The sequence below is a fragment of the Pseudomonas abietaniphila genome (genome assembly GCF_039697315.1).
GTDB classification, from domain to species: Bacteria; Pseudomonadota; Gammaproteobacteria; order Pseudomonadales; family Pseudomonadaceae; genus Aquipseudomonas; species Aquipseudomonas abietaniphila_B.
In genome coordinates, this window is the sequence record NZ_CP155619.1 from 6,531,565 (window position 1) to 6,552,522 (window position 20,958).

General features: G+C 59.4%; 20 protein-coding genes. 9 read left to right on the top strand and 11 right to left on the bottom strand.

The features are described from left to right. The first annotated feature begins 13 nt into the window (after positions 1-13). A complete protein-coding gene (locus tag ABDX87_RS28950) occupies positions 14-583 on the top strand; it encodes a GNAT family N-acetyltransferase (protein WP_346830963.1) in 570 nt (189 codons plus the stop codon). Between the two features lie 45 nt (positions 584-628). Here the strand turns inward: ABDX87_RS28950 and ABDX87_RS28955 are convergent, their stop codons facing one another. Then, positions 629-1,540 (bottom strand): universal stress protein, encoded by a 912-nt coding sequence (locus ABDX87_RS28955; protein ID WP_346830964.1) that lies wholly within the window; start codon positions 1,538-1,540, stop codon positions 629-631. A gap of 444 nt (positions 1,541-1,984) precedes the next feature. On the opposite strand from ABDX87_RS28955, the gene fnr reads away from it, so the two are divergent. Next, positions 1,985-2,737, top strand: coding sequence for a fumarate/nitrate reduction transcriptional regulator Fnr (fnr, locus tag ABDX87_RS28960; RefSeq protein ID WP_346830965.1), 753 nt, complete (start codon positions 1,985-1,987; stop codon positions 2,735-2,737). A 1-nt stretch (position 2,738) separates the two neighbouring features. Here the strand turns inward: fnr and ABDX87_RS28965 are convergent, their stop codons facing one another. Then, complete coding sequence (locus ABDX87_RS28965; protein WP_346830966.1) at positions 2,739-3,665, bottom strand: universal stress protein; 927 nt, start codon at positions 3,663-3,665, stop codon at positions 2,739-2,741. 207 nt (positions 3,666-3,872) lie between these two features. Here ABDX87_RS28965 and ABDX87_RS28970 point away from each other — a divergent pair, with 207 nt between their 5' ends. Beyond that, positions 3,873-4,346, top strand: a complete 474-nt coding sequence (locus ABDX87_RS28970; RefSeq protein WP_346830967.1) for a potassium channel family protein — start codon at positions 3,873-3,875, stop codon at positions 4,344-4,346. A gap of 13 nt (positions 4,347-4,359) precedes the next feature. On the opposite strand, the gene ABDX87_RS28975 is transcribed toward ABDX87_RS28970, so the two are convergent. The 4 genes from ABDX87_RS28975 to ABDX87_RS28990 form a co-directional block, all read right to left on the bottom strand. Continuing rightward, positions 4,360-5,322, bottom strand: coding sequence for a helix-turn-helix domain-containing protein (locus tag ABDX87_RS28975; RefSeq protein ID WP_346830968.1), 963 nt, complete (start codon positions 5,320-5,322; stop codon positions 4,360-4,362). Between the two features lie 101 nt (positions 5,323-5,423). Further along, entirely contained in the window at positions 5,424-6,329 is a 906-nt protein-coding gene (catA, locus tag ABDX87_RS28980) for a catechol 1,2-dioxygenase (protein ID WP_346830969.1), read from the bottom strand. Between the two features lie 61 nt (positions 6,330-6,390). Continuing rightward, positions 6,391-6,681, bottom strand: a complete 291-nt coding sequence (gene catC, locus ABDX87_RS28985; protein WP_346830970.1) for a muconolactone Delta-isomerase — start codon at positions 6,679-6,681, stop codon at positions 6,391-6,393. A 29-nt stretch (positions 6,682-6,710) separates the two neighbouring features. Continuing rightward, positions 6,711-7,832 carry a muconate cycloisomerase family protein gene (locus ABDX87_RS28990; RefSeq protein WP_346830971.1) on the bottom strand — a complete coding sequence of 374 codons (1,122 nt, stop codon included), beginning with the start codon at positions 7,830-7,832 and terminating at the stop codon, positions 6,711-6,713. Between the two features lie 102 nt (positions 7,833-7,934). Between ABDX87_RS28990 and ABDX87_RS28995 the strand changes: the two genes are divergently transcribed. Then, the gene (locus ABDX87_RS28995; protein WP_346830972.1) at positions 7,935-8,801 is read left to right on the top strand and encodes a LysR family transcriptional regulator; all 867 of its coding nucleotides are present in this window, start codon (positions 7,935-7,937) and stop codon (positions 8,799-8,801) included. Positions 8,802-8,925: 124 nt separating this feature from the next. Here ABDX87_RS28995 and ABDX87_RS29000 read toward each other — a convergent pair whose 3' ends face one another. Then, on the bottom strand, positions 8,926-9,891 hold the full coding sequence (locus tag ABDX87_RS29000) for an oxidoreductase (RefSeq protein WP_346830973.1): 966 nt from the start codon (positions 9,889-9,891) through the stop codon (positions 8,926-8,928). On the opposite strand from ABDX87_RS29000, the gene ABDX87_RS29005 reads away from it, so the two are divergent. From ABDX87_RS29005 to ABDX87_RS29015, 3 genes are all read left to right on the top strand, one after another. Continuing rightward, a complete protein-coding gene (locus ABDX87_RS29005; protein ID WP_346830974.1) occupies positions 9,890-10,918 on the top strand; it encodes an AraC family transcriptional regulator in 1,029 nt (342 codons plus the stop codon). The two genes, ABDX87_RS29000 and ABDX87_RS29005, sit on opposite strands and share 2 nt — an antisense overlap. Positions 10,919-11,050: 132 nt before the next feature. Further along, positions 11,051-11,887: an AraC family transcriptional regulator gene (locus ABDX87_RS29010; RefSeq protein ID WP_346830975.1), complete on the top strand. Its 837-nt coding sequence runs from the start codon at positions 11,051-11,053 to the stop codon at positions 11,885-11,887. A gap of 97 nt (positions 11,888-11,984) precedes the next feature. Continuing rightward, positions 11,985-12,566, top strand: coding sequence for an AraC family transcriptional regulator (locus tag ABDX87_RS29015; protein WP_346830976.1), 582 nt, complete (start codon positions 11,985-11,987; stop codon positions 12,564-12,566). Here ABDX87_RS29015 and ABDX87_RS29020 read toward each other — a convergent pair. Then, complete coding sequence (locus tag ABDX87_RS29020; RefSeq protein ID WP_346833651.1) at positions 12,539-13,828, bottom strand: GGDEF domain-containing response regulator; 1,290 nt, start codon at positions 13,826-13,828, stop codon at positions 12,539-12,541. The two genes, ABDX87_RS29015 and ABDX87_RS29020, sit on opposite strands and share 28 nt — an antisense overlap. 302 nt (positions 13,829-14,130) lie before the next feature. On the opposite strand from ABDX87_RS29020, the gene ABDX87_RS29025 reads away from it, so the two are divergent. Together ABDX87_RS29025 and ABDX87_RS29030 are read left to right on the top strand one after the other, a co-directional pair. Continuing rightward, a complete protein-coding gene (locus tag ABDX87_RS29025; protein WP_346830977.1) occupies positions 14,131-15,507 on the top strand; it encodes a pyridoxal-phosphate dependent enzyme in 1,377 nt (458 codons plus the stop codon). Beyond that, positions 15,504-16,682: a cystathionine gamma-synthase gene (locus ABDX87_RS29030; RefSeq protein ID WP_346830978.1), complete on the top strand. Its 1,179-nt coding sequence runs from the start codon at positions 15,504-15,506 to the stop codon at positions 16,680-16,682. Before ABDX87_RS29025 ends, ABDX87_RS29030 begins: the two co-directional genes overlap by 4 nt. A 107-nt stretch (positions 16,683-16,789) precedes the next feature. On the opposite strand, the gene ABDX87_RS29035 is transcribed toward ABDX87_RS29030, so the two are convergent. Genes ABDX87_RS29035 through ABDX87_RS29045 form a run of 3 tightly spaced genes read right to left on the bottom strand, consistent with a single transcriptional unit; the run spans position 16,790 to position 20,349 of the window. After that, on the bottom strand, positions 16,790-18,424 hold the full coding sequence (locus ABDX87_RS29035; RefSeq protein ID WP_346830979.1) for a GMC family oxidoreductase: 1,635 nt from the start codon (positions 18,422-18,424) through the stop codon (positions 16,790-16,792). After that, positions 18,421-18,963: a sugar dehydrogenase complex small subunit gene (locus ABDX87_RS29040; protein WP_346830980.1), complete on the bottom strand. Its 543-nt coding sequence runs from the start codon at positions 18,961-18,963 to the stop codon at positions 18,421-18,423. The genes ABDX87_RS29035 and ABDX87_RS29040 overlap by 4 nt, the downstream gene beginning before the upstream one ends. 15 nt (positions 18,964-18,978) lie before the next feature. Continuing rightward, positions 18,979-20,349, bottom strand: a complete 1,371-nt coding sequence (locus ABDX87_RS29045; RefSeq protein WP_346830981.1) for a c-type cytochrome — start codon at positions 20,347-20,349, stop codon at positions 18,979-18,981. Positions 20,350-20,958 lie beyond the last annotated feature (609 nt).

The window sequence follows — 20,958 nt, forward strand, 5'->3', positions numbered from 1 at the left end:
CGAGGACACCCACATGACGACCCTGCCCCACACCGCATCAAACCATGAGGCTCCATCGCCCAGCGTGAGGACCCGCCACTGGGTGGATCCGTTGACTGACGGCACGCACATCCTGATTCGTCCGCTGGAAGCCAAGGACCGTGAAAGGGAATTCGCCTTTATCAAAAATCTTTCGCCGCAATCAAGACACTTCCGTTTCCTCAGCACGATCAAGGAGCCCAGTGAGCCGCTGATGAATCAGTTGATGGATATCGATTACCGGCTGCGCATGGCGTATGTCGCACTCGCCATGGAAGGTGGCCAACTGATCGAAATCGGGGTTGCGCGCTATGCGGCCGCATCTGGCGACAGCCAATGTGAATCGGCTGTCGTGGTTGCCGACAGATGGCAGCGCAAGGGACTGGCTAAAAGATTGATGCAACACTTGATCGACGCTGCAAAAGCCAGCGGATTCGAGTACATGATGTCGATGGACAGCTCAGCGAACACGCACATGCACCAACTGGCGGAGGATCTTGGTTTCGAATGCCGAACCGATCCGCTCGACGCCACGCAGGTGGTGTACCGCCTGAAACTGACATAAGCCTCGAGACAGGCGCCGCCTGCCTGGCGGCGCCAGCCCGTTGCATTACTCGTCGGCGGTATGCGGCTTTACGGCCAACAGACTGCAGGGCGCGTGATACGCCACTTGCTCGGTGGTACTGCCCAGCAGCCTGAGGGTGTGTCGGCGATGCACCGTTCCCATGACAACTACATCGATCCCTTCTGATCGCACCAGGGCTTCGATCTGTCTGGCCGGGTTACCCATGACCAGATGCTGCCGGCTCTGAGGAACACCAAATCGGTCCACCAGCTTGCGAAAGGCCGTCGCATCGGTGTCATATAGCTGTTGCGCCAGGTCTGAAGAGAAGCCGTCATAGCCCCCTGAAGCAAAAACGTAGGACAGATCGTAGGCGTAGAGCAGGTGTAATTCAGCGCCACACTGGGCGGCCAGTTTTTCCGCGACGGTGATGATTTCCCCGTTGATATCATCGAACTGCTCGTCAGGGCGAAACGGGTCGACCGCCGCCAGCACCTTACGCGGTTTTGCGTGAGTCACATGGGACACCAGCTGCAAGGGCATTGGGCATTCATGCAGCAGGCGCAGGTCCAAAGAGGTGAACATGGCACGGGTTATCCATGACTCATGCTCCAGGTCCTTGATCACCATCGAGGGGTTGAGCTCACGGATGTGCACCATGATTTCCGTGAATGCACGCATGACCCACACCACCTCAGTGGTGACCTGCACGCCCGTTCGACGAATGCTCTGTGCCTGTTCCTCCAGCCACTGCCGATGACGCTCGACATACCCCTCGCGCATTTCCGCCAGCGCCTTTTCATTCACCAGGCCCGCCGTCGCCAGGCCGTCGACATAATCGAAGGCGACAATGTGCAGCGGAGCCTCCATGGCCTTCGCCAGCGCGCCTGCTCGATCAAACGCGTGTGTTCTGTGCATGATGGGCGAGGCAAGTAGCATCAGGCGTTCTGAGTCGACCATTTGACACCTCCAGAAGCAGCAACAGAGAGCGAGCCCCAACGGCAGGGCTCGGGATTCAGGTCTCTGCATGATTACCGCTGGGCCTTGTGGTGACTTGATTTATGTCAGGCGAATGCGTGCCTGCGAGTCTTTCGAAAGATGCAGGTGCTACCCGGCGCAAGCCGGCGATGGAAGGTCAGGACACGCTCGTGAAATGTTGACCTGGATCACTATTTTCCTGTGGGCGCACAGGACACTGGGTGGATGGCACTTTTTCCATCCCTATGAACACACGTCGAGTTCAGGGAGAGTGAGTCATTCCGAACGGATGGCTGGATATAACAGGTCTGTCGTTCCCTTATAACGTGCGCCGGAATCGGCGATGCCCCATTGATCCAGAATGCCTGCTGCACGGCTGCGCCTGTGTTAAACCCTTCTTAGCCCTGCTAATCAAGGAACACCGCGATGGAAGCACGACCGATTAACGCGCCGAAAATGCAGCGCAAGGCAGTGTGCTGCAATTGCACTGTTCGTGACCTTTGCCTGTCGGTAGGCATGAGCGCCGGCGATGTCACGCGCCTTTCTGAAATAATCCCGCAGCGAATCAAGATCAAAAAGGGTGCCGCGCTGTATCACGCGGGTGACCCGTTGCGTTCTCTGTATGCCGTGCGTTTCGGCTTTTTTAAAACGACGATCATCTCAGAGGACGGCCGAGAGCAACTGACCGGGTTTCAGATGGCCGGAGAGATGCTGGGGATCGATGCCATCAGCGACGACCGGCATGTGTGTGATGCCGTCGCTCTGGAAGACAGTGAGGTCTGCCCGATTCAGTTCAGCGAACTGGAGAAGCTGTCCCGTGAGCTGCCGTCTCTGCAACATAACCTCAACCGCATTCTCAGCCAGGAAATCGTCCGGGACCATGAGATGCTGCTGTTGATGGGCAATCTCAACGCAGAAGAACGAATGGCCGCGTTCCTCCTCAATCTGTCCAACCGCATGAGGCATCGAGGCTACTCACCGATTGCATTCGTGTTACGCATGACGCGGGAGGACATCGGTTCCTACCTGGGACTGCGCCTGGAAACCATCTGCCGGGCCATCGGCTACCTGCGCGACAATGCGATTGTCAGGATCTCGGGCCGTGCGGTGGAAATCCTCGATCTTGAACGCCTGAAGCTGCTCATCAACGGCTGTGCTCATGGCAGCCATCCGCTATGAATCAAACATCGTCCCCTGCGCTGCGCGCTTTCACGATCAACACGCTACATGGCGCATGACCCAGCAAGACCTCGGCGGTATTACCCATGATTCGGGTCAGGTTGTGCCGAGGCAGCGTTCCCACCACCAGCAGATCAACATCATTCTGACGGGCGAAACCGTTAATGGTCGAAATCGGCGTGCCTGTCAGAAAGTGACGATGCCTGTCGTCGATTCCGTGACTTTCGCATAACCGCACGAACGCCTCTTCGTGTGCGTCACTCAACGCTTCCTCGAATCCGCTTTCGATGGGCATTCCCAGGCGGGGCATCCCTGCAGCGTAAATCGCCGACCAGTCGTAAACATACAGCGCATGCACACGGGCCCCGGTCTGTCGGCCCAGCTCGGTGGCTTCCAGCAAAATCGCATCGTTCAAACGGAGATCGGCGTCTTCGGCCCGGTAAAGATTCACCGCCGCAACAATCTTGCGTGGCAACGCGTGATGGGATGGCGTCACGAGCTGCACCGGGCATTGACATCCTTGCAGCAGATGCCAGTCCAGGGGCGTGGAAAATACGCGCTTGAGCACCGATTCACGGTGTACATCCTTGATCAGCATTGCAGGCTGCATCGACGCCAGGCAGTTTCTGATTTCGTCGGCCACCTGATCGCTCCACAGCACATGAACGCTGCAATCCAGGCCGCGCTTGCGCTCGTAAGCTGCTTCATCTTCCAGCCACCGGCGATGAGTCGAAAGGTAACTGTCCCGCAACGTCGCCAGTATGTCCCGGTTGAAAAAGCCAAGCACTTCAAGGACCCGGATGTAATCCACCGCTACGATCCGCAATCCACAGTGGCAGGCTTCTGCCAGTGAGACCGCGCGCTCGAACGCCGGCGTGCGTTGCATTTTGGAGGATGCGATCAGGAGAAGTTGCGCAGCGTCGTCCATAGCCACCTCCAAGGGAGACAGGGTGATGTGAACGAGGCACAACGTCTTTCGTTCCACGCTCTGAAGCCAGTGTGACGAGCCTTGTACTGCCCTGTTTGATGTAGATCAGAAAAGCCGTGGGTGGCGACACACATTGACAGACGTGATCTTTATCAAGCCCATTCTGGATAAGCGATGCACACTCAGGGCTTGCCGGAGACCGTTCCCATGATTCTGATCACCCTGATCAACACGCTGATCATCACCACCGCCGTCATCGTTCATTACGAATGCCTGATGCGGCTCAACTGGCTGATGCCCAGACTCAACATCTGGCACCGCTTCAGAATGGTGTTCGGCGTGCTTGGCGCACTGGTGGCGCACGCCATTGAGGTCTGGATTTTCGCGCTGGGGTATTACCTGATGAATGCGTCTGAACACCTCGGGCAACTGACCGGGAATTACGACGGCAGCTTCATGGACTCGGTGTATTTCTCGTTTACCACCTTCACCACCATAGGCTTTGGTGACATCACACCCGTCGGGCCGCTGAAATTCCTGACCGGGCTGGAGGCGTTGACGGGGCTGGTGCTGATCACCTGGACGGCTTCGTTCCTTTTTATCGAGATGCAGAAATACTGGAATGACCGTGACCTGCGCACGAAAACCCGCTCTGCCGATAACCGGCATGACAGACCGTGAACTGAGCACAAGCTCACGCACCTTCCTGCTGACGCCGACGACGCCAGGTCTGCGAAGGCAGCTCACCGAAACGCTTGCGATACGCCTCAGAGAAGCGCCCCAAATGCAAAAAGCCGTGATTGAGCGCGACTTCCGTGACGCTGCGCGCCGTGGCCAGCTGCAGTTCGGCATGAACTCGCTCCAGTTTGCGCTGACGCATGTAATCCCTGGGCGATAGACCGACCTGACGCTCGAACAGCGTATACAGCGAGCGTTCACTGACGCGTGCGATGGCCGTGAGCTGTTCGACGCCGATGTCCTCCGTCAGGTGTTCCTCGATGAACTGACGCACCCGTTCAAAACCGCCGCCCTCTTCAGGTCCCGGAGCGACCTTCAGTACATTGGTGGTCATCAGCGCCAACAGTTTGGTGGCGACAATTCGCTCGTAAAGCGCCTGAACCTCCCCCTCTGCCGCGTTCTCGGCCTCGTGGCAAATCAACCCCAGCAACTGCAAAAAGCCGCTCATTGCGTTCATCTGGGGACGTTCGGCGACAAACCGTATGCCCGGCGCCGGCAGCGTCCAGTGTTGCTCCAGGCAGGCGTTTTCCAGCAACCGCACGGGCAACTTGACGATGAATTTTTCGCAGTCCGCCGAGTATGTCAGGTCTACCGGGTCATCCGGATTGATCAGCAGGATCTCCCCGGCCTGAAGGATCTGCTCCTTGCCGCGCGCCAAAGACCGGCAGTGACCCTGAAGCAGGATCTGCAGGTGATAGATGGTTTCCAGCGCGCTTGAGGTGACCCGCACGGGCGCACCGTAGCTGATGCGGCACAAGTCCAGGCTCGAGAACGTGCGATGGTTGATGCTCGCCTCGGGCCGGCCTTTGGGGGGCAGGCAAATGCAATGATTGCCGACGTGCCGGTTGACGTACTCCGAGACAGCGTAGGCGTCGGCACGGTTGAAAATCTGACTGCGCTCACTCAATAACACGGTCATGTTTTGCGCCTCTTTTGTTGTTTTATTCAAGGCCACGCTTAAACCGCAAAGCCCCCGTCAGCGAATGCTGCGGAGGCTTGGGCATCACGAAAAACAGTGGTTCACACCTCCAGCGCCCTCACCCGCTCAGGACGGGCTTCGTCCTTGGGCGCGGCGGTGGGCTGAAGAACAAAGTCGAACGCGATGTCGGCGCGAGGACCGTTGGCATCTTCGGTGAAACGAATCTCGGCGATCAGTTCGTCCCGGGTCGCATAGGCAAAATCATCGTGCAGGTACTTGTCCCCCGCCAGGTTGATCTGGGTGGTCAGGTGTCGATGCCCAGGCGCGGAAATGAAGAAGTGGATGTGTGCAGGACGCTGGCCGTGGCGACCCAACTGATCAAGCAACTGCTGGGTCGGACCGTCTGGCGGGCAGCCATAGCCCGACGGCACGATGCTTTGAAAGCGGTAGCGCCCTGCGGCATCGGTCAGGATGCGACGGCGCAGGTTGAACTCGGACTGTGAAGGGTCGAAATACGAGTAGGTGCCGCCGGTGTTCGCGTGCCAGACATCAACGATGGCGTTGGCCAGCGGCTCGCCATCTGTCCCACGCACCTGGCCGGTCATGAACAGCACCGTGCCTGGGTCCTGGCCATCATCCAGGCGGGCGTAATGCTCGGATAAAGGAGCACCTGCGACGTACAGCGGTCCTTCGATGGTCCGCGGCGTGCCGCCAACGTGGCCGGCCTGCTCGTCTTCGGCGTCCATCAGCATGTCCAGATAATGCTCAAGTCCGAGGCCTGCGACGATCAGCCCCGCCTCTTGCCGGCTGCCCAGCTCATTGAGGTAATTGACGGCCTTCCAGAATTCCTCAGGGGTGATCTTCAAGTCTTCGATGATCTTGATCGAGTCATTCAGCACGCGGTGGACGATATTCTTCATGCGCGGACTGCCGGTCGGCTGGTCGAAGCCGGAGGCTTTTTCGAAGAACTGCTGCACGTCTGCGGTCTGGGAAATTCGAACGGTCATGGTTGTTTACCCTCATCACTTTTATTTTTGTGTCGATGTCTGTGCTCTGAAACGGCTGCGCTCATCGGTCGTCGGCATGAATCGACGAGGGATGTCGACACATCGGCGTGACGTCGATTTCCATGTAGGGGTATAGCGGCAGCTGCATCAAGGTGTCATGCAACGCCTGGTTGTCCAGCACGTCAAAAATGCTGACGTTGGCGTAGAGCCCGGCCAGCCGCCAGAGATGTCGCCAAGTGCCCTCGCGCTGGAGGCGTTGCGCGAGTTCTTTCTCGTCGGCCTTGAGTTGAGCGGCTTTTTCCGCCGGCATGTCGGGCGGGAGTTTGACGGTCATGCGTACGTGGAAAAGCATGTCGTGAGTGTCCTCTGAGGGGTGGCAGATCACCGGCGCGCAAAGCGCGAAAGACGTTGTTCATCCAGCTCGATGCCCAACCCGGGAGTACGGGGGATCATCAACTGAAAGTCTCGATAGACCGGGGGCTCAATCAGGATGTCTTCGGTCAACAGCAGTGGCCCGAAGAGTTCGGTGTGCCACTCCAGCTTATCCAGCGTTGCAAACGCATGAGCAGCCGCCAGTGTGCCCACGCTTCCCTCAAGCATAGTCCCGCCGTAAAGGCCGATTCCGGCCGCTTCGGCAATGGCGGCCGTGCGCAACACAGCACGAGGACCGCCCGTCTTGGCAATTTTCAAGGCAAAGATCGAGGCGGCGCCCATCTGTGCCAAGGCAAAGCTGTCCTGAACAGACTCGATCGCTTCATCGGCCATCAACGGAATATGACTGTGGCCACTGAGGCGAGCCATGCCCGGCCGATCATGGCGGGACAAAGGCTGTTCGATGAGCTCGACACCCGCATCGGCGAGCAGCCGACAGGCGCGCACGGCAACGGCTTCACTCCAGGCCTGGTTGATATCGACCCGGACACTGGCGCGATCGCCCAGCGCCCGTTTGATGGCCGCGACATGGGCGATATCGCGTGCAGGCTCACCGGCACCGATCTTCAATTTGAAATGACGATGACGGCGCAGGTCCAACATGCGCTCGGCCTCTTCGATGTCACGGGACGTGTCACCGCTGGCCAGCGTCCACGCCACCTCTACCCCATCACGTACCCGGCCGCCGAGCACTTCGGCCACCGGCAGCCCGAGCCGTTTGCCCTGAGCATCGAGCAGCGCTGTTTCAACCGCCGAGCGCGCAAAGGTATTGCCTCGGATGGCGCGGTCGACCCGCTGCATGGCGGCATTGAGGTTGGTCGCATCCTGCCCGATCAACAGCGGCGCAAACCATGTGTCGAGGTTGATCTTGATGCTTTCCGGGCTCTCGCCGGCATAGGCCAGGCCTCCAATGGTGGTGGCCTCCCCGACGCCAACGATGCCGTCGCTGCTTTGAATACGCAGGATGACCAGTGTCTGGCCGTGCAGGGTATGCATGGCCAACTTGTGCGGGCGGATAGTGGGCAGGTCAACGATTTGGGTATCGAAGCGTTCGATGGTGATGGCGGTCATGAGCGTTCCGTCTGCGTTGTGTTTGTTCTTGGGCAGAGATTGACGCTGGGGAAGAAGCACGTCCAATATTGATTAGGTCTTGTTTCATACCCTGGAGGTATCGTGGAGCTTCGCCATTTGCGTTATTTCCGGGTGCTCGCGCAGACCCTGAACTTCACACGCGCCGCCGAACAACTGAACATTGCCCAGCCACCGCTGAGTCGCCAGATCCAGCAACTGGAGGATGAGCTTGGCGTGGCGTTGCTCGAGCGGTCCAGGCCATTGAGGCTGACCGAAGCAGGTCGGTTCTTTCATGAACACTCCAGCCAGCTACTCGAACAGCTGGCCCGGATCGGGGACGACACTCGACGCGTCGCGGCCGGCGAGAAACGCTGGCTGGGCATCGGTTTTGCGCCCTCGACGCTATACGGCGCGCTTCCCGAACTGATTCGACAGCTCAGAGGCCTGGGCGACATCGAATTAGGCTTGTCAGAATTGATCACGCTGCAACAGATCGAGGCCCTGAAAAGTGGCCGTATCGACATCGGCTTCGGCAGGATGCTGTTCGACGATCCCACCATCACTCAGGAGATCCTGCGCCAGGATCCACTGGTGGCGGCCCTTCCGGCCGGCCACCCGTTATTGTCGGGTCCCGCCACACTGGAACAGCTCGCGGCGGAACCCTTCGTGCTCTACCCCGGGACGCCGCGTCCCAGCTACGCCGATCATGTACTGGGCATTTTCGCCGCCCAGGGCTTGCGGATCCGCGTGGCTCAGACCGTGAATGAACTGCAGACCGCCATCGGTCTGGTCGCGGCAGGCATTGGCATCACGCTGGTGCCGGCCTCGGTGCAGAGGCTCCACCGCGATGACATCGGCTACACGCCGTTATCGGACAGCAGCGCCACCTCCCCCATCGTGGTGAGTTACCGCGCCGCGGACGTTTCGCCGGTGCTGCAACAATGCCTGGGGCTGCTGTCCAGGCGATAAATTTCGCAGCTGACTGAGTTTCAGGCTCAAGGTTTTAAAGACCTGACCTGTTTCCTCGAACATCGCAAGCGCTATAGATGCCTGAGGTCTCCGTTGTCGGTCGCAAAGACAACGGTTGGGCCTGTCAGATGCTCATGCCCGTCCACTGCTCCGACAGAAGCCAAAGCCGTTCAGCGTCCTCAGGGTCAACGGCCCACTGCGCTACGCCCTTGCGGCCGATTTCCGCGCTGTTGAGCGAGGCGATGTTGCAGTCTTCGCAATACACACCGCCGTGGCCGTTCAAGGCGGGGCTGGTCGCACACCACAAGCCGGTCGATGCGCCTTGCTCAAGGGTCTTGAGTCCTTTTTCAGGCGCTATTTTCTGCTGGCCGTTTTCGTCCAGCACGTCGAACGCGGCTATCTCTTCGCTGCTCAGGTGACGCCCCAGGTCCGTCAGGATCTGGCCGGGATGCAGCGAAAACGCACGAACGCCCTGATCGCGGCCACGCCGGTCGAGTGCCACGGCAAACAGGGCGTTGGCGGTTTTCGACTGGCCATAGGCTATCCATTTGTCGTAGGCGCGACGGTTAAAATCGATGTCGTCGAAGTCGATCCCCGCGATCTGGTGACCCCGCGACGACACGGCGAGCACGCGCGCGTTGCCGGAAGCCCGCAACGCTGGCCACAGTCCACACGTGAGTCGAAAGTGCCCGAGGTGATTGGTCGCAAACTGGCTTTCATGTCCGGCAGCGTCACGCATGAGTGGCGACGCCATGACGCCCGCGCAATTGATCAACAGTGAAATGGGGTGACCCTGCCCGACCACGTCTGCGCAGAAGGCCTCGATGGAGTCGGGCCGGGCAAGGTCCATAGGTTTGACCATGACATTCTTGACACCTGCCAGAGCCGCCTGGGCGCGCTCAATGTCCCGGGCGGGCACGATGACCTGAGCGCCTGCGCCGGCCAGATATTTTGACGTGAGCAGGCCCAGACCCGAGTAACCACCGGTGACAATGGCGAACTGCCCTGACAGGTCCACGCCCGCCATCACTTCGGCGGCGGTACTGGCCGCATCGAACGGTGAAGCAATCGGCTGCTGAAGCGTTGTCATGAAAAGATCCTCGATGAGTAGTGGAGCGAGTGATTGTTCGCTAAGGTGTCTGGACGAACCAGCTCAAATAATCCGGATTTTTATCGTGATCATCCAGAACCCTTCTTCTGATCCTCTGTCCGACGTGCTGGCCCTGGCTGGACTGAGGGCCGCTTGCTCGGTGCGTCTGCGAGCGGGTGGCCAGTGGGCGCTGCGCTTCCAGCCCATTGAATTGAAATTCAACGTGGTGCGACGGGGTGAATGTTGGCTTTGCATGGACCGTCTGCCGCCGCGTCATCTGAGCGCAGGCGACTGTTTTGTGGTTTCCCGCACCCCGTTTGTCCTGGCCAGCGCGCCGGAGATACCCGCCGTCAACGCATCGGACGTCTTCGCCCAGTCAGGCTCATCGGCAATCTACGGGGTGGGTGATGATGTAGAACTGCTCGGCGGCAGTGTCTCGCTGATCAGCCCGGGGGCCGCGGAGCTGCTTGATCTATTACCCCCCGCCATCGTGATTCACGCGAAGTCCGGCGGCGCATCATCGTTTGCCTGGTTGCTGGATGAACTGGACCGGGAATGGCAGTCGACGCAAGCGGGCGCTTACGCGATGTGCAATGACCTGCTGCGGCTTATCTTCGTTCACGCGCTGCGCCACCACATCACCACGGCCGACATCGCCGATCTGGCCTGGCTGGGAGGATTACGAGACCCTGTCATCGCCCGTGTGATGCGTGCCGTTCACGGCGCGCCGGAAAAACCGTGGAGACTGGCAGAAATGGCAGAGATCGCCAGCATGTCGCGCTCCAGCTTTGCTGCGCAGTTCAAAACTCGCGTGGGACAGTCGCCTGTCGAGTACGCGACGTGCTGGCGAATGAAAGTGGCTGCGTCTCGGCTGTCGCACGGTGGAACCAGCGTTGCGGCGGTTGCAGCCTCGCTGGGCTATCTGTCCGATGCCGCCTTTGGGGTCGCCTTTCGAAGGGTTCACGGGATCTCGCCAGGCCAGTATCGCCGCGCGTTCCCACCGTCAGCGAGTGCGCAAGCGCGCTGACGCGAAGGTCGTGCTGTGCCAGGAAGGCAGGTATGATAATGAGGCACGTTATCATTACGGGCATCATATCCATCGAGTAGCCCGCAGTGATCGAACGTCACATCGCTGCGCTCAGACCAGGGAATCTACTTCATGGCTTTCATGTCACCCAAGCTCAATGGTAACTCGCCCGATGTGTTCCAGCTGGAAACCAGCGACACGAGCGGTTATGCCGTGGATTGGCATGCACACGACTGCCACATGCTGCTGTTACCGCGCCGTGGCGGGTTGTTCCTGTCGACAGAAAGCAGCCCGAAGACTCACGTAGCGTGCCAGTCGTTTTTCCTTGTCCCTGCGGAGTTTGCTCACGCCACTCAGGCGACTCCCGGTCGAGAAGAGCACCAGACCCTGTATGTCGACCCCTCTTACCTGCACCATCAGGCGCCGTTGTATGGTCACAGCAGCTTCTCCCGAAAGGTCGCGCGTCCCGGTATCTGGCAAGGGACCGACGCACTGGACAGCATCCTTCGCCTGCACGATCAATTGCAAAGCACGACGACTGCACAAGACTTCCAGCGTCAGTTGCCCCATCTCAACCATCTGCTTTTTCAGGAGTGTGCTCGGGTCATCGCATGCCAGCAGGCGTCGCCGCAATTCAACGAAGGCCAGCAGAACGCATTATTGGTGCGCGACATTCAGCGGTACGTTCGGGAACACCTGGAAGCGGAATTGAATATCGAATCCATTGCCCATGAATTTCACCTGTCACGGCGTCATCTGACTCGCATTTTCAAGGCTCAAACAGGCGAAACCCTGCTGGATTTTGCCAATCGCAGTCGTGTTGAAAAAGCGTCTGCGCTTATTTCGACCACGTCGCGGTCCATTCTAGAAGTCTGCCTTGCGGTGGGTCTGGACTCACCCTCCTACCTCGCCCGCCTGTTCAAACGCTATCTGGGCGTGACGCCGAGCGAGTTGCGCAAGCGTCACTGACACATGGCCCAAATGGACTAAAGCGCGGCCCAATGCATCGCTTTCGCTGACGTGATACTGGCGACAATAGACCTTGTCTCCCGTTTCAGAGGTCAGCATGAACGAGGTCTGCGTTGTAGACGCCGCAAAACCCAGTGCGGTTAGCGAAAAAACGGCACCTGCCTTCATCGATGCCGCTGGAATAGGTGCCGAACAGATCCTGAATATCGCACACCTCTGTATGCGTCTCCTGCAGAGTGGCCACGGTCAGGCTCGGTTGAGTTATTGGCAGGAACGCACCGCCAAGGAACTGATGATGGCGCACCTGGGTTCTGCCATTCAGATTTCGGCTATCGCCAAGGAATGTGCCTTGTCACGCAGTCATTTTTCTCGCGCCTTTAAAAACTCAACGGGGCACACCCCCAGTGCCTGGCTTCTGCTTGCACGCCTGACCCGCGCCAAAGAACTCCTGACGCAAACGGATTGGGCGATATCTCAAGTGGGGTATGAATGCGGGTTCGCCGACCAACCCCACTTCACTCGGGTATTTGCCAGAGAACTGGGTATGACTCCAGGAAAGTGGCGCATGGAGAAAAAAACGGCTCAAGACCAGCCTCAGCGTCACGACCCACCTTCGCAGCCAATCGGCATTCGATCGATTATCCAGCAGGCTCACGGCTCCACAGCAAACCGAAACTGACCTTTTCCTCGCCGTTTGGCATCGTACATCGCCGTATCGGCGGCTCGCATCAAGTCTTCGACTGTGCTCCCGCTGGCCGGCAGGCACGCAATGCCGATACTCGCACCCAGCTGAAAGCGAGATTGATCGGCGGACACTTGCCCAACCAGTTTTTCAGCCACGGCAGCAGCGTCCTCAGGACCGTTGACGCCTTCGATGATGACCGTAAATTCGTCACCACCGATCCTGGCCAGCCGGTCATAAGGCCTCAAACAGGCTTGTAACTGACCACTGACCCAGCGCAAGGCGTCGTCTCCTCGATCATGACCAAACTGATCATTGATCTGTTTGAAGCCGTCGAGGTCCAGAAACAGCAGCGCGCTCATCCGTCCTGTCCGTTGGTTCCGGGAAATCGCCGCCTGCAAGGCCTGGATGAAACCACGGCGGTTCAGCAAGCCGGTAAGCGGATCGGTAATGGTCATGACTTCCAGTTGGTGGTGCAATTCGCGCACCGCCGACATGTCCAGCGCCAGGATCGTCATGGACTGCTGACCTTCCGGCAGTGGCGAGCACGACAAGGCAACCGGGACACGCCTGGCGTCACGGCCGCGCAAATTAGCGTCATGCAAACGAAGGCTCTCACCCCGTTGCAGGTGGTCCAGCCACACCGACGTCGCCCAGTTGTCCTCATGGGGCGATTCGATCCACCCCAGCAACTCAGTGCCTTGCAGCTCGTCGTCGGAACAGCCGAGCATGCCGCGGATGGCAGGATTGGCGAAACGGATCAGGCCTTCGCTGTCGACCACCAGAATGCCTTCAGCTGTGTTGTCCAGAATCGACGCGTTGAACGCCATTGCCCGCTCCAGTTGCTGGCTGGTCTGCAACAGGCTGCGCCGATATTGCTCATGCTCCAGCAGCACGCGTGCCTTGTGCAGCAGCATGGCGGGATGCACGGGTTTGGTCATGAAATCCACGGCGCCGGCGGTGTATCCCTGGGTCAGCACGGCGTCGGTCTGCCGCATGCCGGAAATAAAAATGATGGGTGTGAATCGGGTGTCGGGATCAGCCCGCATCCGACGGGCAACCTCAAAACCGTCCATGCCAGGCATCTGCACATCCATCAACACCAGCCCTATCGCCCCGGACGTCATGCAAGCCAGCGCTTTAGCGCCGGAATCGACGCAACGAACGGTCCGGTCGAGCTCTTCGAGCAACTCCTGCATGCCTTCCAGATTGTCTTCTTCGTCATCGACGACGAGGATTTCCAACGCCTGCTCGTGCACGTGCAATACACACCTCCCTGTCTATGAACACTGCGGCCATCGCGCCGACGGCAAGAATGATCGCGCGCGCGACTGCGAAAGCATAGCGGTGGTTATCAAATCGACTCGCGTCTTTTCCGTGGAGCACTGTGGAAAGTGACAGGTCTTCGGCCCTCACAAGAGATTTACGCGCCATCGCGACGTTTCTTGTCTGTTCAAGTGGAAACCTGCGAAGGGCCGTCCACACTGTATGCATCAAACCGGTGCACATTTGTAACGCGTCGCTGTCCATTGCGTATGTGTTGTGCACGTGAGGAGATGACATGTCAGCTGATTCCCGTCCGGCCGTACTTGAACTGATCGGCAACACCCCGCTGGTGCGCGTCAGTCGCATCGACACGGGGCTCTGTACCCTGTTTCTCAAGCTGGAATCCCAAAACCCTGGCGGCTCGATCAAAGACCGCATCGGCCTTGCGATGATCGATGCCGCCGAACGTGACGGCTCGCTCCGACCCGGAGGCACCATCGTCGAGGCGACGGCCGGGAACACGGGACTCGGTCTGGCGCTGGTGGGCCGCGCCAAGGGCTATCGGGTCGTGTTGGTGGTGCCCGACAAGATGTCCACGGAGAAGGTCCTGCACCTTAAAGCCATGGGTGCCGAAGTGCACATCACCCGCTCCGATGTCGGAAAAGGCCATCCCGATTACTATCAGGACGTGGCGGCGAGGTTGGCCAAGGACATACCCGATGCGTTCTTTGCCGATCAATTCAACAACCCTGCCAATCCGTTGGCCCATGAATGCAGCACCGCGCCGGAGATCTGGGCACAGACGCAGCATGACCTGGACGCCATCGTGGTCGGCGTCGGATCGGCAGGCACCCTCACCGGCCTGACCCGGTTCTTCAAACGGGTGCAGCCGGATCTGGAAATGGTCCTGGCCGATCCCGTGGGCTCGGTGGTTGCCGAATACAGCCGTACGCGTACGCTGCCGACGCCAGGATCCTGGGCGGTCGAGGGCATTGGCGAAGACTTCATTCCCTCGTTCGCCGACCTCTCCAGTGTTCGCCACGCGTATTCCATCAGCGATGAAGACAGCTTCGAACATGCACGGCATTTGTTGCGCGCCGAGGGCATTCTGGGCGGGTCATCGACCGGCACGCTGTTGGCGGCTGCGCTGCGCTTCTGCCGTGAACAGAAGCAACCCAAGCGCGTGGTCAGTTTCGTTTGCGACACCGGAACCCGGTATTTATCCAAGGTCTACAATGATCAATGGATGACCGATCAGGGCCTGATGCAGCGCACCCGATATGGTGACCTGCGCGACCTGATCGCCCGACGCTTCGAGGACGGCCGTGTCATCAGCGTCGGCCCGGATGACACCCTGTTGACCGCTTTCCAGCGTATGCGTCTGGCCGATGTCTCGCAGCTGCCGGTGCTGATCGACGGCAAGCAGCTGGTCGGCGTCATCGACGAATCTGACATCCTTCTGGACGTCCACAATGACGCGTCGCATTTTCGCACCACGGTCGCCAGCGCCATGACCGGCAAACTGGAAACCCTGCCGCCCGATGCGGGCCTTGCCAGACTTCAGGCAGAACTGGACCGCGGCCTGGTCGCCATCATCGCCGACGCCTCAGGCTTTCACGGCCTCATCACCCGCGTCGACCTGCTCAATCACTTGCGGAGATCCCTTGCATGAGTCAGCACGACGAACACCATCCGTTCCACGCCTTCGCCACCCGCGTGATTCACGCCGGGCAGTCGCCGGACCCTTCGACCGGCGCCCTGATGCCGCCAATCTACGCCAACTCCACCTACCTGCAAGAAAGCCCCGGCGTACACAAGGGGTTCGACTATGGCCGCTCACACAACCCGACGCGCTTTGCACTGGAACGCTGTGTGGCGGACCTCGAAGGCGGGACCCAGGCCTTTGCGTTCGCGTCCGGGCTGGCGGCGATTTCTTCGGTGCTGGAACTGCTCGATGCCGGCTCACACATTGTGTCGGGCGATGACCTGTACGGCGGGACCTTCCGCCTGTTCGACAAGGTCCGTCAGCGCAGTGCCGGCCACCGTTTCAGCTTTGTCGACATGACCAATCCCTCCGCCGTTGAGGCCGCGATCCAGGAAGACACCCGGATGATCTGGGTAGAGACCCCCAGCAATCCGTTGTTGCGTCTGTCCGACCTGGCCGCGATCGCGCGCATCTGCCGTGACCGGAACATCATCTGCGTCGCCGACAACACCTTTGCCAGCCCCTGGATTCAGCATCCGTTGGCGTTGGGTTTCGACATCGTCGTGCACTCCACCACCAAATACCTCAACGGCCACTCGGACGTCATCGGTGGCATCGCCGTGGTCGGGCAGAATCCGGAATTGGCAGAGCGTCTGGGCTTTCTGCAAAATTCGGTCGGTGCCATCGCGGGACCGTTCGACGCCTTTTTGACCCTGCGCGGCGTGAAAACCCTGGCGCTACGCATGGAACGACACTGCAGCAACGCGCTTGAACTGGCGCAATGGCTAGAGCGTCAGCCCCAAGTGGCCGCCGTTTACTACCCGGGATTGCCCTCGCATCCCCAATACGCCCTCGCCTGTCGGCAAATGCGCGGGTTTGGCGGGATGATTTCGCTGGACTTGAAAACCGATCTGGCCGGCACGCGGCGCTTCCTCGAACAGGTGCAGATATTCGCCCTGGCCGAAAGCCTGGGCGGTGTCGAAAGCCTCATCGAGCACCCGGCCATCATGACCCACGCCAGCATCCCGGCGGAAAATCGCGCGAAACTGGGCATCGCAGATTCGCTGGTCAGGCTGTCGGTAGGGATCGAAGATGTCGAGGATCTGCGCGAGGACCTCGCACAGGCATTGAGCAGTATCTGACGGATACGCGCTCCGGTCCTGTTGCTTTGAACAGAGACTGGAGCGCGTCACAAGGACACGAAGGGCGCCGCCTGCCGCGCATGACTTGCAGCGTCAGGCGGCTTCTCTCAGACCTCTTTCACGAGCACGTCGGCAATGCGGATGCTCAGTGCAGCGCCGGTCAGTGTCGGGTTCACACAGGACGACGACGGCATCACGCTGGTGCCTGCGATGAACAGGTTGTGGTGGTCATGGCTGCGGCAATCACGGTCGACCACCGAATCCTTCGGATCATCACCCATGATGGTGGTGCCCATGATGTGCTGACGGTTCTGGAAGCCTACGTCGGTGCTGAGGATGTCGGCGTCCAGCAGTTTGGCGAACTGTTTGAAGTCCTCCAGCGCTTTCTCTTTGCCCGCATGCCAGTAGTCCGGAACGCTGTAGTAGATCTCCGGCACCGGCAGGCCGATGGCGTCGAACTTGGTCTTGCTCGGCGTCACGCGGTTTTCCGGCAACGGCAGGGTTTCAAAATCCACCGCCCAGTTCAGAGACCGTGCTGATTGCAGACGGATCTGCTCATCAAGCTTAGAGCCGAGCACGCCTTTGCTGATCAGGTTGGAGGTGATCTGCGAGGTAGGAACGGTGTTGCGCACCTTGATCTTGTAGCCCGGATAGTCCTTGCGAAACGCCCCGTCACGGCTGTTGAGATAGACCAGCAGCTGCGTCGGGCCTTCGCCCGGCCACATGTCTTCTTTGGTCATGACGTTCATGCTGATGCCGGTGTGGTCCATCAGGTTGCGACCGACCTGATCCGACGAGTTGGCGATCCCGTTGGGGTATTTGTCCGAAGTGGACATCAGCAGCAGCTTGGGCGACTCGATGCCATAGGCGGCCAGCACAAAGTAGCGAGCCGTCAGTTTGTGTTGAGATTTGTCCGGACGCATGTACCAGATGGCAGTGATCTTGCCGTCATCACCGGCTTCGATCTTGTAGACGACCGAGTTTTCCAGCACCTTCGCACCATGACGCTCGGCTTCGTCGATGTGCATCGAACCGTCGTACTTCGCAGCGATCGGGCACACCGGATTGCAGTTGTTGTTGCCGGCGCAGGGTGGACGCTTGCCGTAAGGCCGTGTGGCGCGGCCGTTAGGCTCAAGGATCGGGTTGTAGCCGCCTTTGCTGAGCAACTCCGACAGCCGCTTGAACATGTAGCTCGGCTTCAGCCCCTCCATCGGGTATGGAATGGAGCGCGGTGGATAGGCCTCGCCACCCTGCCCGCTTTCGTCCTGGCCATCGACGCCGGAAACACCCAGTTCGGTTTCGGCGCGAGCGTAGAACGGTTCGAGTTCGTCGTAGCTGATCGGCCAGTCACGGCCGCGACCGTACAGCGATTTCAGGCGGAAATCGTTTGGCAGCATGCGCCACAGGGAGGACCCGAAGTGCCACGTCGTACCTCCGACCACGCGCAGGTAGGAGGTGTTGTATTTGACCGGCCCGACCTGCTGCAGGTAATCGCCGTAGGTCGACGGCGCATGGGGCAGGCTCGGGTACGGCGAACCGGCGCCTTGCAGCTTGGCATTGGCCAGCGACAGCTTGACCGGCGCGTTGCGGAAGGTTTCCACGATGTCGCGACGGTTCACGCGAGGGCCTGCTTCCAGCACGATCACCGACTTGTTGGCTTTGGCCAGACCGGTGGCGATCAGGCCGCCCATGACACCGGAACCGATGATCACCACATCGGCGTCGAATTGATCGCTGCTCATACGTTTGAATCCTGAATGACTGCTGGTTTGGCGCCCCACGAAGCCGGGCCGCCTCCGTAGGTGGGGATCGCCAGGATGCCGTGCGTCGGCACGTACATCATGGCCAGGGAGTAACTGATCAGTTCCGCATCGGCCGGATCGCCGACGATGCCCAGGTACCACGCGGAAATGATGCTGGTGGCCGTGGCCTTGAGCGAGGCATCCGGGTTCGGTTGCGCCAGATACGCGTCGACGTGGCTGTAACCCTGCGCAGCCACCAGCTGTTTAAGGGCCAGCACGTTGGTGGAAAAATTCGGCGCGCGCTTGTCGAGCGCGGCGTAATACCGGGCCGCCAGAACCGGGTTGACCGGCCGGCTGACGAGAAACTGCGACAGGGCCACGAAGTCGTCATGTGACGCCTGCGCAGCCATGACCGATTGCCACGGCATGACGCTGCCCAGCATCGCGGCCAGGCCCAGGGTCACGGAGCCGCGCAGCAGGTTGCGTCGCGAAAATCCTGCCGGGGTGACGGCTGGAGCAGTTGTCTGTGTGTTCGTCATTGAAGTATCCATTGCTCAGGCGCCCTTGCGACGACGGGAGATCAAGGCCATGACGGCCAGGCCGATCAGTACGCACACGAGGATGATGGCCGGGATCGTGAACTTCGCCATGACCGCCAGCGGCGCCTTCGGCCCACCTTCCCGGGCGAGCGCAACATCTGCGGCCGTGACGGTCTTGTCGGCATTGCCATAACGCGACAGCACGTAGTTGGCGACATCGGCGATCTGTTGATCGTTCAGGCGATCGGTGAACAGCGCGTCAGGCCCGAAGCCGGGCATGTCGATTGCCACACCATCGACTTCGCGGTGCACGCCATACACGATGGTGGCAATCAGATTGTCGCTGCGGCTCGTCGCGGTGTTGTGAAACAGCGACGGGTACTCTTTGTTGCCCTGACCGTCAGGCTGGTGACAGTTGGCACACGTGCCACTGAAAATGTGCCAGCCCGGATTGTCTTCCGGCTTGCCACCGCGCAGGGTCAGTTCGTCCACCGATGCCTGACCATACTCATGCCGCGCCTTCAGTTCACCGCTGTTGATTGGCGAGGTTTGCAGCAGGTACGCCGCGATGGCTTTCAAGTCTGCGTCGTTCAGATGCTGGAGGCTGTTTTCCACCGCTTCGGCCATCGGGCCAGCCGCCTGCGCCTTGCCCTGGACGTGGCCGGTACGCAGATAAGCGACGATCTCATCGGCCGACCATGCCCCGATGCCGCTGACCTTGTCGGACGTGATGTTGGGCGCGTACCAACTGCCCAAAGCGCTGCCGGCCAGCGGGCGGCCGTTGTCCGCCGCCATCAGGACGTTACGCGGGGTGTGGCAGGTGTCGCAGTGCGCCAGGCCATTGACCAGATAATCGCCGCGATTGACCTCGGCCGACTTTGCCGGGTCCGGCGTGAAACGCTTCTCGCTGTGGTACAGCGCATTCCAGCCGATCATCGACGCGCGAACATTGAACGGGAAATCGAGGGCGGTTTTCGCAGGCGTCGTATCGACCGGCTGCACTTCGTGCATGAAGTAGTCGTACAGCGCAGCAATGTCGCTGTCCGTCATTTTCGAGTACGAGGTATAGGGCATCGCCGGGTACAAGTGAGTGCCATCGGCGGTCACCCCGTCACGCACCGCGCGCGCAAATTGCGCCTCGGTGTAATCACCGATACCGGCGGTCTTTGATGGCGTGATATTGGTGGAATAAATCGTTCCCATCGGCGATTCAAGCGGATAACCGCCCGCGAACGCCTTGCCGCCTGGCGCGGTGTGGCAAGCGACGCAGTCCGCCGCGATCGTCAGGCGCTTGCCGGGTGATGCGCTGGTGTCGAGCGCCTGACCATACGCTGATCCGGCCGTGGCCAGTATCAGCGTGAACATTCCTGCAGCGGCATACCCCATGCTTTTTCCTTAATCAATGCGACGCAACATGAGCGCAACCCAGGCAACGGCATCTTCTGTTTTTTTCAAGGTGTTGAGCGAACGAGCACTCGTCTTTGTCCATCCTGAAAACAGGCATATAGTTGTACGATGTCGTATATATCAGGGGAATATTTTCACAGCGTGTAACATTTAGCAACAAGGGAAAGGCCAAATGCCAGCTTTTCGTGAGTGCGTCAAAAAGGCTCTAGATCAGGCATCAGAAAGATTTTTTGACAGTGATGCAAAAGGAGAACGGTCAATATGCATCAAGACTGTGGGATTATTTGTTACAAGTCATGAGTGATTTCGGAACGTTTGTGCTCTTTTTTTGGCAGAAATGCTGAATTGATCTGATTTTCAGGAAGAATGGCGGACTGAATCGGAAAATATGCTCAATTTTTCACCACCGAACAGGCTGATGGAAGAGCCACGCGCCATCGTCCGCAATGGCGTTAACGCTTTGAAAGGCTTGTTCTAGAGCATTTTTACCCAGAAATACCAAATACCCCTTCAGATGTTGACGTCCCTGCCGAAAGACGTACGACAACCTTTGCAAAGCCTTCCTAGAAACTGTCAGCAGGATGCCCC

What these genes read in the sequence shown, in the direction of transcription:
- ABDX87_RS28950 (WP_346830963.1), top strand. Translation starts at nt 14, where the DNA reads ATGACGACCCTGCCCCACACCGCATCAAACCATGAGGCTCCATCGCCC.
- ABDX87_RS28955 (WP_346830964.1), bottom strand. Translation starts at nt 1,540, where the DNA reads ATGGTCGACTCAGAACGCCTGATGCTACTTGCCTCGCCCATCATGCAC.
- fnr (WP_346830965.1), top strand. Translation starts at nt 1,985, where the DNA reads ATGGAAGCACGACCGATTAACGCGCCGAAAATGCAGCGCAAGGCAGTG.
- ABDX87_RS28965 (WP_346830966.1), bottom strand. Translation starts at nt 3,665, where the DNA reads ATGGACGACGCTGCGCAACTTCTCCTGATCGCATCCTCCAAAATGCAA.
- ABDX87_RS28970 (WP_346830967.1), top strand. Translation starts at nt 3,873, where the DNA reads ATGATTCTGATCACCCTGATCAACACGCTGATCATCACCACCGCCGTC.
- ABDX87_RS28975 (WP_346830968.1), bottom strand. Translation starts at nt 5,322, where the DNA reads ATGACCGTGTTATTGAGTGAGCGCAGTCAGATTTTCAACCGTGCCGAC.
- catA (WP_346830969.1), bottom strand. Translation starts at nt 6,329, where the DNA reads ATGACCGTTCGAATTTCCCAGACCGCAGACGTGCAGCAGTTCTTCGAA.
- catC (WP_346830970.1), bottom strand. Translation starts at nt 6,681, where the DNA reads ATGCTTTTCCACGTACGCATGACCGTCAAACTCCCGCCCGACATGCCG.
- ABDX87_RS28990 (WP_346830971.1), bottom strand. Translation starts at nt 7,832, where the DNA reads ATGACCGCCATCACCATCGAACGCTTCGATACCCAAATCGTTGACCTG.
- ABDX87_RS29005 (WP_346830974.1), top strand. Translation starts at nt 9,890, where the DNA reads ATGAAAAGATCCTCGATGAGTAGTGGAGCGAGTGATTGTTCGCTAAGG.
- ABDX87_RS29000 (WP_346830973.1), bottom strand. Translation starts at nt 9,891, where the DNA reads ATGACAACGCTTCAGCAGCCGATTGCTTCACCGTTCGATGCGGCCAGT.
- ABDX87_RS29010 (WP_346830975.1), top strand. Translation starts at nt 11,051, where the DNA reads ATGGCTTTCATGTCACCCAAGCTCAATGGTAACTCGCCCGATGTGTTC.
- ABDX87_RS29015 (WP_346830976.1), top strand. Translation starts at nt 11,985, where the DNA reads ATGAACGAGGTCTGCGTTGTAGACGCCGCAAAACCCAGTGCGGTTAGC.
- ABDX87_RS29025 (WP_346830977.1), top strand. Translation starts at nt 14,131, where the DNA reads ATGTCAGCTGATTCCCGTCCGGCCGTACTTGAACTGATCGGCAACACC.
- ABDX87_RS29030 (WP_346830978.1), top strand. Translation starts at nt 15,504, where the DNA reads ATGAGTCAGCACGACGAACACCATCCGTTCCACGCCTTCGCCACCCGC.
- ABDX87_RS29035 (WP_346830979.1), bottom strand. Translation starts at nt 18,424, where the DNA reads ATGAGCAGCGATCAATTCGACGCCGATGTGGTGATCATCGGTTCCGGT.
- ABDX87_RS29040 (WP_346830980.1), bottom strand. Translation starts at nt 18,963, where the DNA reads ATGACGAACACACAGACAACTGCTCCAGCCGTCACCCCGGCAGGATTT.
- ABDX87_RS29045 (WP_346830981.1), bottom strand. Translation starts at nt 20,349, where the DNA reads ATGGGGTATGCCGCTGCAGGAATGTTCACGCTGATACTGGCCACGGCC.